The organism is Ignavibacteria bacterium (genome assembly GCA_017303675.1).
Lineage (GTDB): Bacteria > Bacteroidota > Ignavibacteria > Tepidaquicellales > OLB5 > OLB5.
The window spans coordinates 1,346,180-1,360,336 of record JAFLBX010000001.1; the positions used below are offsets into that span (position 1 = coordinate 1,346,180).

Sequence of the window (14,157 nt, forward strand, 5' to 3'; positions counted from 1 at the left end):
TAAAATCTGAAACAATTAATTATAAGTTTAAGATAACGCTGTTTATGAATATTTTTTTGATTTGTTTGGTAAGTTTAAGAAAATATTATCGATAATAATTACGGCTATACTTTTTTTTGATCCTTCAATTTCTGTGTAACAAGGAGCAATACTATGAAGAAAAGTATATTAATTGAGATCCTCTCCACATTTTCCCGGAAAGAGATACGGGAATTCAGCGAATATGTAAGCTCACCTTTTTTCAATAAAAATCAAAGTATTATTAAGCTAAGCAATTACCTAAGGATAAGACACCCTGCATTTGAAAAATCAGAAGTAGAAAAAAAAGCGGTATTTGCTGCGATTTTTCCGGGCGTTAAATATAATGACGGTTTCATGCGGACGCTTATATCCGGACTTTCAGCCATAGCTGAAAATTATCTTTCATTCACACGTTATAAAAGCTCATTTTATAAAGATAAAACATTTTTGCTGTATGAACTGAATGACAGACAGCTTGACCGGCAGATCGAGAAAAATCTAAAAAATATCGAAAGGAAACTTGATGCAGAAAAAGTGAAGGATTATGAATATTACCTGGATAAATATAATCTGGAAAATGAAAAGTACCTGTATTATATCAGGAAAAAGCCTGATGTGTATGAAAAAATAGTAAAAAAAACCGGGCTAAAGGAAATGACAGATTATCTTTCAATTTTTTATTTCAGCAGTATTGCCGGTGATTATACAAGGCTGTATAATCTTAAAGCCATTTATAACTATGATTTTGATACATCAAGAATAAATAAATTCATCGAAATTTTTTCCGAAGATACTCTAAAGGAAGTTCCGGCTGCACTGATAAGCTATTATGAGCTGTTGCTGTTCATTAATAAAGATGATCTTGCAAATTATTACAGAATAAAAGAACAGCTTGAGCTGTATGAAGATACTCTGGACAGGGACCACGTTTATAATATTTACATAAACCTGATAAATTTTTGCAGCAGAAAGGCTGCATCGGGTCATGATGAGCTTGAATCAGAGGTATTTGAGCTTTATAAAAGAGGAATTGAAAAAAACATACTGCCGTATCACGGCACATCTCATTTCCGGTTTTTTACCACGGTTACAGAAACTGCTCTAAAGCTTAAAGAATTTGAATGGACAAAAAATTTCATAACAGATTATAAAAACAGGCTGCCTGAAGGATTGCGGGAAAATGCATTTAACTACGCCAGAGCCCTTTATGAATTTGAATCAGGGAATTACAGCTTATCACTGGAAATTTTAGCAAAAGTAAAGTATAACGATGTTTATCATAAGCTTAAATGCAAATGTTTAACTGCAATGCTGTATTTCGAGCTAGGTTACTCAGTTCAGTTAATGGCACACATAGATGCTTTTAACCATTTCATTATTAATGATATTCTGCTTAACAGTGAAAGGAAAAAAACATATTCAGCTTTTATAAAATACCTGAAGAAAATTGAGAGGAATAAACTTTTCTTAAACAAAAAAAATTATACAGCACTGTTTTCAAAAATTACTGCAGAAAGTGACGTATATAACAAAAAGTGGCTGCTGAAAAAAATGGGAGAGCTTGCGCTGTGAAAAAAGCCTGCTTTTTAAAAAGCAGGCTTTTGAAAAGAAATGTTCATTTTATTTAACCAGGATCATTTTTTTTGTTTCAGAAAAGCTTCCCGCACTTAACCTGTAAAAATACACTCCGCTAGGGAAGTCAGATGCGTTCCAGTCAGCTTTATAAATGCCGGGTTTAAGTTCGCCTTCGTGCAGTGTTTCAACAGTTCTGCCCATAACATCGTAAATTGTCAGGTTAACAAACACACCCCGACTGCCTACGGCGGTCACATCTTTTGAGAGTGGAATTGAAAATTTGATCTTTGTTGAAGGGTTGAATGGGTTGGGGTAGTTCTGAGATAGAAAGAATTTATCAGGCACTTCATTTGAAACAGGGTTGATCCCGATAGTGCCCGGTGCAAATTTTATTGTACACATATTGTTGAATCCGCTGACATTACTGCCGCCGGTAACATATACATTCCCTGAACCATCCATCCCGATCGCATTTCCGAAATCATTGTGATTGCCGTTGCCGTTATATGAGGCTCGCCATTGAGTATTGCCGGCAGGATCGATCTTTTCCGCAATCAGATCAAAGTATGTACCAGCCGCTACTTTACCTGTAATGTAAATATCATTCATTGCATCTGTATGGATCTTGTTAACTATCTCATTTCCGCCTGTACCTGTAATTAATTTATTCCATAACAATGTACCTGCACTGTTTAATTTTGCAATAAATCCATTTGCACCGGCTGAACCGCAGAAAATAACATTGCCTCCCTGATCAATTGTGATATCTTTAGCATTGTTAAAAAAGTTTGATGTATATATATATACCCATTGCTGTGCACCTGAAGAGTTGTATTTTAAAACAGCAAGATTGCCATCACTAAGCTCTCCTATGCAATAAATATTTCCTGAATTATCCAGTGCTATTGCAACACCGTATTCGGTAGTATTGTTAAAAGGCCCTGAATAATCCCTTGTAAACTGTACAGCACCGGAGGAATTATATTTTATTAGGAACAGATCATACCATGTAACCAGCTTAGTACTGTGCCCGAAAATATAAATATTTCCCTGCGAATCCAGAACCATATCTCTGCCGGAATCCTGTTCAGGAGTCTCCGCGCTTCCATCATGAAATACCAGCCATTGCTGAGTGCCGTCTGGGGAATATTTAATTGTAACTATATCATCGTTCCGCTGGGCATCAATATATGACTGTCCGGTAACTACAACATTACCCTGCGCATCAACGGCTACTTTGAAAGGAATATCTCTTCCGGCAGCATTGCCGCTGTATATTTTTGCCCACTGCTGCTGACCGGATGAATTATATTTTATAGTGCAATAGTCTCCTGTCCATACTGTGTTGTTATAATCTATATTTGCTGTTCCGGTAACAAAAATATTCCCCTGGTTATCCAAAGCAATTGAGGTTGCTTCATCACCAAGATTTGCTGAACCATTATATGTAACAGTCCATTGCTGAATGCCGGAGCTGTTGTATTTGATTGTGCAGAAATCATTGGATGAGCCGGCATATGTGACACCTGTTATATATATATTTCCTGAATTATCAATTACCATATCTTTTGACTGACCGGAAATATTATCTCTGACCCAGGAAACCGGAGGAGCCGGCTGTGCGTAAATGTAAACTGAAACCAAAAGTGTTAAAAAAGCGATGAGTTTGTTTGTGATTGTTTTCATTTTTTACTCCTTTTCTTTGAGTTATTATTTTAATCAAAGATAATTTTATGTAATCAGTTCGGCAAAGAAACTTTATTGAATTATGCACCATAGAGCATAAGGTGTATTCCAATATTACATAATATAAATTATTGAAATAACAATAGTTGTGATATTTGCATCATTTTGAAATGTCATAAGAAAACAGTAATTTTGTCTAACAAAATGCACTATTAATTATGATCTCGAGCAAAGCAATTGATCTCATTAGTACATTCAGTGAAACTGAATTCAAAGAATTCGGTCTATTTACAGCATCCCCTTTTTTTAACAGGGAAGCAATCCAGTTAAAATTTTATGAAATATTAAAAAAATATTATCCTTCGTTCGAAAGTAAGAACTTTGATAAAGAAAAAGTGTTTGCCAGGCTATATCCCGGTAAAAAATATAATGACGGGGTTATGAGGAACATACTTTCTAAAACCCTTGAACTGGCGGAAAGCTATTTGACTGTGAAAAGGCAGCAGCTTAATGAATTTGAATCAACTGCTGCGCTTATGAGGGAGTTGAGCGAACGCAAGATGGTAAAACTGTTTGAACGCGCTGAGTTAAATGCAATGGAATTGCTTGATAACAGCTCGGCAAAAAACGAAGAGTACTTTTACCGCAACTTTGTTTTGTTAAATGAAAAACGGAAATTTATAAGCAATCTAAAAAGCTCGCTTTATAGCTCAAATGATCTTCTGAAGAAGGGAGCTGAAAATCTGACTATATCATTCCTGATCTCCATGCTACGCAGTGAAACTAATATTGCCAATTCAAACCTCAGTATGTTCAGGTTTGAGCGGGACTCAGCATTAAGCGAGCTTGAGGTTTATATTGATAAAGAGATCGTAAAATTCCCTGATGTAATATACCTTCAGTATTATTATAATGCCTTTAAACTTTCGAGGACACAGGATGAGAAGTATTTCTATGAATTAAAATCCATAGTATACCAATCATACGATAAGTTCAGGGATGAAGACAGAAAAGACATATTTACAATACTGACAAATTATTGCTATTTCAAAGTAAATAAAGGTGATCTTAATTTCAGGAAAGAACAATTTTTGTTGTTTAAGGAAAACATTGAGCGCGGGTATTATAAAGGCAGCAGGAAATATCTTGATCACATTCAGTATCTGAACGTTGTGGTTACCGGACTTGAAGCAGGTGAGTCGCTCTGGGTAGAAGGGTTTATTGAAAAATATAAACCGGAGCTTGATGAAACGAACCGCGAGAACTCCTATAATTTCAGCAGAGCGCTGGTGTTCTATCATAAAGCACAGTTTAATGAAGCCTTGAACATGGCTGCAAAAGTAAAAACTGACGATCTTTCTTATAAACACCAGCTTAAATCGATTTATTTGAAGATATACTACGATATGAATGAAATTGAACCCTTTTACAGTCACGTTGACAGCTACAGGCACTTCCTTCTTAATGAAAAACATATCCCCGAGCTTACGCGGAGCGTTATTAACAGCTATGTTAATTACACAAAGAAACTGTTCGATATAAAGAACCGTATTGAGGAAAAAGATTTTGACCTTTATAAAATAAGAAAGGAAATATCTGATAACAGATCAATGATAAACAAATCATGGTTACTTGAAAGAATTGACAGAATAGAAAAAAGCCTGCACAAATAACTGCGCAGGCTTTTGATCGATGCGATTGTATTATTTTGTGAGCATCATCTTTTTTACATCAGTAAACTCACCTGCTGTAATTTTGCAGAAATAGACACCGCTTGTTAATTTAGAAGCATTAAAATCCACTTCAAATGATCCTGCACTCAGGTTTTCATTTACCAATACTTCAACTTCCTTACCTGTGATATCATATACAGCCATTTTTACGAAAGTTGCCTTAGCAATACTGAATTCGATCTTTGTGCTTGGATTAAAAGGATTCGGGTAATTCTGTTTCAGGCTGAAGTCTGCGGGAATTTGAGAATTGGAAGAGTTAATCCCAGTTAATGAACCTGTAAGCTTAACGGTAATGAATTCAGGATTATTCCCACTGACAAAGGTAAATCCGCAGGCATAAATTTTACCATATTGATCAGTTTCCAAAGATTTAAAGTAATCCATACCGAAACCGGTACCGTTATAGTTGTATGCAAATTGAAGTGTGCCTGTTGTATTGTATTTCAATATCATAGCATCAAAACTTGTAGAGTGGCTACCCGATACTCCGGCTGTGTAAATATTTCCGAAGTTATCAGCTTTTATGCAAAATGCGCTGTTAAGACCATTGGTAGATGTATCTCTTGAATAGCTATGGCTCCAAAGAATAGTGCCGTTGAAATCATATGCAACAGTCATAGCATAGGTACGATTACCATTAGAAGTTCCGCCTGTTGCGTAAATTATTCCGCCTGAAATTGTTAAATCATTGGCAGAAGCTGCTTCGTACTGGAAATTGTTTGCATTCATCCATTCATACGATAAATTGTTAGTAAGCTTAATGATTGTAAAGTCAGAAGAAATGGCAGTATTTTGTGTTACACCTGCTACAACTATCCCGCCCGCCGGATGTAATACAGCCGAGTTAGAATAATCAGCCAGATTTACATATCCTGAATATACATACATATTCTGATATTGAAAAAGTGAACTGTATTTTAAAACAAGCAAATTCTGGTTACCGTTTGTTGTAGTTGACCCGATAATAAATATTTCATTGTTACTGTTTATAAGCAGTTTTCTTGCGTATTCAACTGAACCGGACTGATTAAATGACTGCCACTGCTGAACAACACACATATTGTTGTATTTCATTATAATGATATCTTCATCGGTACTGAGAGAGGTTGTTTTACCTGAAACCACAACAACTATATTACCATTATTATCAAAACATGCATCGTTAAAACCTTCATCAGAGCCTGTTAGACCGTACCTGGCAGAACTAATTACATTTCCGCTAGGATCATACTTTATGATATAAAAATCATAATCCTGTCCGAAACCGTATATAGAGCTGAAAACGAAAATATTACCCTGGGGATCGATCAACAGTTTTAGTCCCATGCCATGCCCGGAACCGGCTCCATCAAAGGTTCTTTGCCAAACAATATTCCCTGATGGATCATATTTGATGAGCGTAGATTTCATGGTGACTGAACCGCCTAAGCCAGTAACATATACGTTTCCGGAGTTATCAATTGCCGTATAGTTTGCGATATCAACTCCCTGTGAGCCATGTACCTTAACCCAATCACTGGCATGTACTGAACAAAGTTGAATAATTAATAATACTATCCAGATTGCTAACTTGATCCATGTTGAAGTTGTGAATGTTTTCATTGTTGTAATTCCTTTCTTTGTTTTATTGTTTTTTATTTGTGAATCATTCAACTGCTACAAAGTTAGGAAACCAACACCCCCTTTGACAAAGAGAGAAATTTGAAATTGCATTGTAAAAAGTACCAAGATTTTTACACTGAGGAATTCCACAGAATAGCAAAAAATGTTAAAACATTACAAAAACAGTGTTTTTCCAATGATAAAAAAATCGATATGTCATGACGAAATGACATAAAAAAAGCAGGCTTGTGCCTGCTTTTGGTGAAACCGTGGTGTTCCAATAGTTATTTTAGCAGAATCATTTTTTTAGTTTCAGTGAAACTGCCTGAAGTTAGTTTGTAAAAATAAACTCCGCTTGGATAGTTAGAAGCGTTCCAGTCAGCTTTGTAAGTACCCGGTTTCAGCATACCATTTTGTAATGATTCTACATTTCTGCCCATAGCGTCGTAAATTGTGAGGTTGACAAATTCCGCCTGCGGAATACTGAACTCGAAATTAGTTGTTGGGTTGAAGGGATTGGGGTAGTTTTGTGAAAGCGAAAATTCATCGGGAATTTCAGTATTCATGCCTGAAATTCCCACCGGATTGCCTGTTGGATTCCTTTTGTAGTAAATTTCAGGATTGCCATCCCTGCTGTCTTCCCATGCTAAATGAACTACCTGATCTGAAATGTTAACAGAGGGCTGCCTGGCTGTCAAAACTGTGTTAACAAGCCTGAGTTCTGTATCCCATGATTCCCCGTAGTTTGATGATTTTCTGTAATACAGCTGGACATTGCCTGTCCTGTCATCATCCCAGACCAAATGAACATAATTACCGGAGGCTGAAATGTTGGGCTGGGACGAATTGCCTGTACTTGCTGTCATTCTTGTATCTGCCTGCCAAGTAGAACCATTATCAGTAGAGCGTTTATAATAGATCTCGTAATCGGAATCTCTGAAATCTGCCCAGCAAACGTGAACATATGTACCGGATGCGTCAACTGAAATATTTTCGGCTTCTGTAGTTGTATTAATAATGCGGGTATCCGCTGACCAGTTTAAACCGCTATTGGTTGAACGTTTATAATACACCTGCGGCGGACCCTGCCTCAGATCACGCCAAACAATGTGCCATGCTGAAGAAGTAATAGCCATATCGGGATAGTCTGAAATGGCGTTGTTGTTTGTGATACGTGTTTCAGTACCCCAGTTCAGACCCGCATCGGTTGAGTGGATCATGTAAATTTCCTGGTTGCCGTCTCTCTGGTCATCCCACACAATAACAACAGTTGAATTAAAGAGTGTTATACTTGGTTTTTCAGAAACTGAAGAGTTATTGCTTAACCTGATATCATTGCTCCAGTTTATTCCGGCATCTCCGGACCTTTTATAATATATTTCATAATTGCCGTCACGGCCATCCACCCAGGCAGTATGTATTGTAGCTCCCGAGACTTCGACCGATGGATATTCTGATGAGAAAGTATTGTTTGTCAATCTTGCGTCATTGCTCCAGCTAATACCGGCATTAGTTGAACGTTTAGCGTAAATTTCACTGTTACCATCCCTTGAATCCTGCCAGACAGTTACGACCAATTGACCTGATGAGGATATACACCTTGCATTGTTAAGGGGTACGGTAGATAAAGCAGTATTGTTCGTCAGCCGGGTATCTGCTGACCATTGGGAAATTAACGGCAATGCATAGAGCATTGCCGTTAAGATATAGATGTATTTTATAGTTCTTTTCATAATTTTATTTCACTAATATCATTTTCTTTGTTTCGGTGAAGCTGCCTGATGTAAGCCTGTAAAAATATACACCGCTGTTGTAACCCGATGCATCCCAGGCAGCATTATATGTTCCGGGATTCAGTTCGTCATTTACCAGTGTTTCAATTTCTCTGCCCAAAGCGTCATAAACAGCAATGTTTACTAAACCGGAATGAGGAACGCTGAATTCAATATTTGTAACCGGATTAAACGGATTGGGATAATTCTGTGATAAAGAGAATTTATCAGGTTCCTGGCTGTTTATGTTTGTAATGCCTGTCGGGTTGCCTGTTGGATTCTGTTTATAATATATCTCATAGTCACTGTCACGCAGGTCAGACCATAAAGCATATACTTTATTAACTGAAAATCCTGCTAAGGGGTATCGGGCAACTGCCGTACCTGTGTTTAATTTCAGGTCAGATGCCCAGCTGACACCCGAATTGGAAGAAACGTTGTAATATATCCCGTAGGTACCTGTCCTGTTATCTTCCCACACAAGGTGTATATGTGTTGGCGAAACCGAAAGAGCCGGAGCATAAGAATTACCGGTACTGTTTGTAATTCTCTGAATTGCTTCCCATGTTGAGCCGTTGTTTGTTGATCGTTTGAGGTATATTTCATAGTTGCCATCCCTGTCATCTTCCCAAACAACATTCAGGCTTCCTACACCGCTGGTATAAAACCGCTGTATACAAGGTTTTCTTGAAGCTGCGGAATTGGTTGTGAACCTGCTTTCAGCAGCCCATGTAAGCCCTGAGTTGGTGGAGCTGATGTAATATATCTCATCATTGCCGTCCCTGTTATCCTGCCAGACGATGTGCGTGTTTTCACCCGAATCGGTTGTTATTGATGGCGATATTGAACTTCCGGAATTATTTGTCAGTCTTACAATTGGCTCCCATGTAATACCGTTATCGAGCGAGCGCTTAAAATATATTTCGTTGTTTCCGTCCCTGTCATCCTGCCAAACCACCTGGATAACATTCAGGCGCAAACTTATGGATGGGTTTACTGAAGTTGCGCCGTTCGTGGTAAGCCTTTCATCACCGCTCCACGAAGCGCCATGATTAGTTGAGAGCTTATAGTAAATTTCAAAGTTTCCGTCTCTTTGGTCCTGCCATACAACATGTATATTGCTTCCAGAAGCTGCAATTGAGGGCATTTCAGATGCGCCTGCATTGTTGGTGAGTCTTACAACCGCTTCCCATGTAGCGCCGTTATCGGTGGAGCGTTTGTACATTATTTCAGTATCCCCGAACCTAGCATCATACCAAACGGTATGAACATTTGATGTACCTGAAAATTCTATATTCTTTGCATTGTTGCCGGAAGTGAACGATAATCCGGCATTGTTTGTGTGTCTTATATCTGCAGACCACTGGGCAAAGCCGGTTGAGGCTGCAAATACTGAAACAATAGATAAGATGATGCAGATTAAATTTGAAAATTTTGTAAGTTTCATTTTTTTCTCCTTATGGTTTGAGTTTATATATGATTTGTTTTTACCCCTGTTGCTCTTGCATGATAAATTGTTTAATTCTTCGAAATATTGACTGCATGCTTTATTGATCACTTCATCCGCGCTTGCTTTCATGATCTTTTGTATTCTTGCTATCAGTTTATGCGTTCCCGGTTTAAGCCTGTATCCTCTTGCAACTGTTTTGGTCCGTTTTATCCTCATCCGCAGATTTTTTTATATCTTTTTATCAGTTGACCGTGCACTTCTTGTGCACTAGCTAAGTATCGTTGACAAAAATACGTGCAGCGGGCAGCCTGAAACAAATAGAAATATCAGGTTGAATGACGGGTGAGTTTTATGGTAACCTTATAAAATACTTGTATTTTGAGGATTTTTTGGGTTTATTTGGTGAACTTTTGTGACGATAAAGCTCACTGAATTTGCGGAGAAATATATCAATGAACTCAGAAATTACTTTAAAACAATTCAAACTTTTTGATGTTCTGTCTACATTTTCCGTGAAAGAATATGCAGAGTTCGGGAAACTTGTGCTTTCACCGTTTTTCAGTTTAGGCAGAAATCTTTATCCCCTTTATGAACTGCTGGGGAAATATCACCCTGATTTCAGCAGCAGCAGGGCAAAGGAAAATCTGACAAAAGAGAAGATCTATGGGGTACTTAATCCCGGTAAAAAATATGATGAAAAGAAAGCGGATGTTATATTAAGGAGATTGTTTTCAGATCTGAATAAGCTGGCTGAGCAATACCTGCTTTTGCTCTCATTAAAAAAGAACACAATTGAAGGCGAGTTTATTCTGATTCCTGAATTGATAAGAAGAAATCTTGATGCTTCATACTATAAACATATCAAAAAAGTAGAAGATCATCTAAGGACCCGGAAAATAGATGAATTTTACTTCAGACAAATGGCTGATGCTGAAAATCTGAAATATTTTTATAACCTTTCAAGGATCGACCACCAGGAGTCAGTAATTGATAATGTGATAAGAAAAGGTGAGTATAACATTATTTATACATTACAAATGCTTGGTGAGGCAATGCAGAATGCAGGTGCTAATCACAGGGTATTTAACGCTCCTTATGAAGATACGATTATTTACCGGTTCGCTGAAAAAATAGATTATGCGGGCTTTTTGGATTCTGTTTTGAAAAACCCCGGTGACCTTAAAGATAACCTGAAATTAAACTGCTTCAGGCTGATGAATATTCTGAATCCCGGAAATATAGAACTGGTTATCAAATTCAGGGATATGATAATAGCGGACCTTGATAAATACAGTGCAGAGGAACAGAATATACTGCTTATTGGCGCGCTGAATTTAATGAGGAAAGCCGGGCTTGGAAAAGAATGTTTTGAGCTAAACCGGTTTATACTTGAAAAAGGTTTGTATCACCTTGATAAGACCAAACCTTTTCCGCTGATAATTTACAGGGATCTGTTCAGGGGCGCGTTATTTTACAATGAACTTGGTTGGGCGGAGAGCTTCATTGAAACTTACCACAAAAAACTTTCAACTGAATACCGTAAAGATATGCTGCATTACAGCAACGCATACCTGGAGTGGAGCAGAGGTAATTATGAAAATGTGCTGCTGCATTGCTCAAAGCTCAAATCAAAAGATGCCCGTGTTGTAACTGACCTGAAATTGCTGACATTAAGGGCTTATTATGAGCTGGAGGCATTTGAGCCTGCATTATCACTGATAGATTCATTGATCCTTTATCTTAAACAGAATAAAAAAATTTCGAGGGAAATAGGAATCTTCTACAGTGATTTTGCAAAAATAATCAAAACTCTTCTAATGTACAGGCTGGGGGAGCGTAAAGTAACATTAGATAAAATTAAAACGAAAATTGAAGGCTCAAAAAATATTTACGCTATAGACTGGCTGCGTAAAAAAACCGCGGAGCTTGACTAACGGGCTGGATTATTAAGTGGTGTAAATTTTGATTATATCTGAATAAAAGTAATAAAAAATCAGTACTGATACAGGTAAACAGTAGTTACTTTATTAAGATCATCTTTTTTGTTTCAGTAAAATTTCCGGCAGTTAGATTGTAAAAATATACTCCACTGGGGAAGTTAGAAGCGTTCCAGTCGGCTTTGTAAATGCCGGACTTTAGTTCACCGTAATGCAGTGTCTCAACAACTCTTCCCATAACATCGTAGATTTTTAGGTTAACAAACACACCCCGACTGCCTTCTGCAGTCACCTCTTTAGAGAGGGGAATTGAAAATTTGATCTTTGTTGAAGGGTTGAAGGGGTTTGGGTAGTTTTGAGAAAGCGAAAATCTTTCAGGTACATTGCTTGAAATTATACTTATCCCGATCACTGATGACGTATCTCCGTAGACAATTCCATTTAACACAAATCCACGCAGTTCTGCAATACGACCATATATTCCCTGATTCCCTGTGCTCGTTCTTGAGATGTAATGCAGGCCTATATTCTTTAAGAAATTATGATGATAGGAAGCAGTATTATGACCATTAATAAAGTATCCAAAAGCTTTTACATTAGTTGGTTGATTAAAAAGGAAAGTATCGCTGATATTCAGGCATGTGTATTGCCAGTCTGAATAACATACACCGGTTGTATCTCCTATTTGTGAAGAGAGTCTGAATAGTATACTTTCATAGTTACAGGGTGCCCATATTGTTGATTGTTTCAGCAAACCGTTAACAGAATCATACCTGATCAATATAATATTCGTGTCACCTATATTACTGAATGGATAACCCTTTACTTTAAAATACTTTTTACTGTTAACAATGGTATCATTGAGAACTCTAAGGGTTTTAATATTGTAAGTTGGCGAAGGATAGCCAAGTTCTGTAACATAGTAGAACCATTTATTCCCTGTTTTTAAGGGGAAATACTTTGCTGAATTAGTATCCTGAGAGCAGATATTTATCGACATTAATACAATGATAATAGTTAAGATTTTTTTCATTGAGTATTCTTTGTTATTTAGTAAGAATCATTTTTTTAGTTTCTGAAAAGCTTACTGCACTTAACCTGTAGAAATAAACTCCGCTTGGGAAGTTTGATGCGTTCCAGTCGGCTTTGTAAATGCCGGACTTTAGTTCACCGTTATGCAGTGTCTCAACAACTCTTCCCATTGCATCGTAGATTGTGAGGTTGACAAACACACCCCGTCCTTCGGACACCCCTCTCAAGAGGGGAATACTGAATTCGAAATTAGTAGTTGGGTTGAAAGGGTTGGGGTAATTTTGTGAGAGTGAGAAACTTTCGGGAATTTCAGTTGAAATATAATTTATTCCAGTGCTCCTTATAAATTTGGAAATTCCTCCATTATTTCTTACAGCCCAAATATTGGACATTGTATTTTTGTTGTTAGAAATATGTGTATAATTTCCACCAGGTGCTGTGTACTGTAAATTCCAGTTCACTCCATTAGTCCCTTCAAAAATTTTGTTATCAATGCAATACCAATTTTTGTTTGGCTGACTTGGTAAACCTGAAATTCCTGTTATTTCACCTGAAGGAAGTGTAAAAACCGGCTGCCAGCTTGCACCAAGATCATTTGTTTTTAATATTGCATTACTTCCTGATAAACCATATCCTACTGCACGTTCTGTAAGTAAAAACTGAAACCAAATATTTGTTGAATTAACAACAGGATAAGTTGATTGCATTATCCAGTTATATCCAATATTACTTGAATAATAAATACGGGAATTATTTGTACCAAACCAAACTTTCATTTCTAAACAAAATACTGAATTGTTGAATCCGGTTTCTGAACCGGTTTGAGGCATATATAGGCCGCTGGAATCCCAGGTAATACCTTCGTTGGTAGAACGCCAAATTGTCCACCTTCCCCCTACAGGTTTACCGATTAACAGCATGTTTTGTGGAAACGGAGATAATTCAGCGAACCCGTATATATTTCCGTTAGGCTGAATAAATGTATTTTGCCATGTTTGCCCACCGTTGGAAGTGCGGTAAATTACAGCCTGGCCGCTGTTATTAACTCCTGATGTAACAGCACGGGAATAATCATTAGTAAAACCGTAAATTGTTGTCAAATTAACCGAAACCGGTATTCCGGAAGAAACATTATTCCAGTTTGTTCCGCCGTTTGTTGTGCTCAATACTGTACCGTTATTACCGCATATCCAGCCATGCACTGCAGGAGGTGAAGAGTAAAATGATGTAGCACAATTTAAAGATACATTTACTCCTGATTGCTGTTCAATCCAGGTATCCTGAGAATAAAATTGATTAACCAGTATGATAAATTCAAACAAAATTACTATTGCTTTGAATTTCATAAT

The 14,157-nt window shown here is 37.3% G+C and carries 9 protein-coding genes; 3 read left to right on the forward strand and 6 right to left on the reverse strand.

What is annotated here, in order from left to right:
• Nucleotides 1-153 precede the first annotated feature (153 nt).
• Nucleotides 154-1,593, forward strand: a complete 1,440-nt coding sequence (locus J0M37_06110; protein ID MBN8584654.1) for a hypothetical protein — start codon at nt 154-156, stop codon at nt 1,591-1,593.
• 48 nt (nt 1,594-1,641) lie between these two features.
• Here the strand turns inward: J0M37_06110 and J0M37_06115 are convergent, their stop codons facing one another.
• Complete coding sequence (locus tag J0M37_06115) at nt 1,642-3,282, reverse strand: SBBP repeat-containing protein (protein MBN8584655.1); 1,641 nt, start codon at nt 3,280-3,282, stop codon at nt 1,642-1,644.
• Between the two features lie 218 nt (nt 3,283-3,500).
• Here J0M37_06115 and J0M37_06120 point away from each other — a divergent pair, with 218 nt between their 5' ends.
• Nucleotides 3,501-4,955, forward strand: coding sequence for a hypothetical protein (locus tag J0M37_06120; GenBank protein ID MBN8584656.1), 1,455 nt, complete (start codon nt 3,501-3,503; stop codon nt 4,953-4,955).
• Nucleotides 4,956-4,985: 30 nt separating this feature from the next.
• Here J0M37_06120 and J0M37_06125 read toward each other — a convergent pair whose 3' ends face one another.
• The 3 genes from J0M37_06125 to J0M37_06135 all read right to left on the reverse strand — a co-directional run bounded on the left by J0M37_06125 (nt 4,986) and on the right by J0M37_06135 (nt 10,055).
• On the reverse strand, nt 4,986-6,617 hold the full coding sequence (locus J0M37_06125; GenBank protein MBN8584657.1) for a T9SS type A sorting domain-containing protein: 1,632 nt from the start codon (nt 6,615-6,617) through the stop codon (nt 4,986-4,988).
• A gap of 284 nt (nt 6,618-6,901) precedes the next feature.
• A complete protein-coding gene (locus J0M37_06130; protein ID MBN8584658.1) occupies nt 6,902-8,350 on the reverse strand; it encodes a T9SS type A sorting domain-containing protein in 1,449 nt (482 codons plus the stop codon).
• A 4-nt stretch (nt 8,351-8,354) separates the two neighbouring features.
• The gene (locus tag J0M37_06135) at nt 8,355-10,055 is read right to left on the reverse strand and encodes a T9SS type A sorting domain-containing protein (protein ID MBN8584659.1); all 1,701 of its coding nucleotides are present in this window, start codon (nt 10,053-10,055) and stop codon (nt 8,355-8,357) included.
• A 236-nt stretch (nt 10,056-10,291) separates the two neighbouring features.
• On the opposite strand from J0M37_06135, the gene J0M37_06140 reads away from it, so the two are divergent.
• Nucleotides 10,292-11,773, forward strand: coding sequence for a hypothetical protein (locus J0M37_06140; protein ID MBN8584660.1), 1,482 nt, complete (start codon nt 10,292-10,294; stop codon nt 11,771-11,773).
• Nucleotides 11,774-11,858: 85 nt separating this feature from the next.
• Here the strand turns inward: J0M37_06140 and J0M37_06145 are convergent, their stop codons facing one another.
• Nucleotides 11,859-12,809 (reverse strand): T9SS type A sorting domain-containing protein, encoded by a 951-nt coding sequence (locus J0M37_06145; GenBank protein ID MBN8584661.1) that lies wholly within the window; start codon nt 12,807-12,809, stop codon nt 11,859-11,861.
• Nucleotides 12,810-12,822: 13 nt separating this feature from the next.
• On the reverse strand, nt 12,823-14,154 hold the full coding sequence (locus J0M37_06150; protein MBN8584662.1) for a T9SS type A sorting domain-containing protein: 1,332 nt from the start codon (nt 14,152-14,154) through the stop codon (nt 12,823-12,825).
• Between the last annotated feature and the right edge of the window lie 3 nt (nt 14,155-14,157).

Coding starts and splice junctions, on each gene's coding strand:
- J0M37_06145 (MBN8584661.1), bottom strand. CDS start 12,809: ATGAAAAAAATCTTAACTATTATCATTGTATTAATGTCGATAAATATC.
- J0M37_06120 (MBN8584656.1), top strand. CDS start 3,501: ATGATCTCGAGCAAAGCAATTGATCTCATTAGTACATTCAGTGAAACT.
- J0M37_06140 (MBN8584660.1), top strand. CDS start 10,292: ATGAACTCAGAAATTACTTTAAAACAATTCAAACTTTTTGATGTTCTG.
- J0M37_06135 (MBN8584659.1), bottom strand. CDS start 10,055: ATGAGGATAAAACGGACCAAAACAGTTGCAAGAGGATACAGGCTTAAA.
- J0M37_06150 (MBN8584662.1), bottom strand. CDS start 14,154: ATGAAATTCAAAGCAATAGTAATTTTGTTTGAATTTATCATACTGGTT.
- J0M37_06125 (MBN8584657.1), bottom strand. CDS start 6,617: ATGAAAACATTCACAACTTCAACATGGATCAAGTTAGCAATCTGGATA.
- J0M37_06130 (MBN8584658.1), bottom strand. CDS start 8,350: ATGAAAAGAACTATAAAATACATCTATATCTTAACGGCAATGCTCTAT.
- J0M37_06110 (MBN8584654.1), top strand. CDS start 154: ATGAAGAAAAGTATATTAATTGAGATCCTCTCCACATTTTCCCGGAAA.
- J0M37_06115 (MBN8584655.1), bottom strand. CDS start 3,282: ATGAAAACAATCACAAACAAACTCATCGCTTTTTTAACACTTTTGGTT.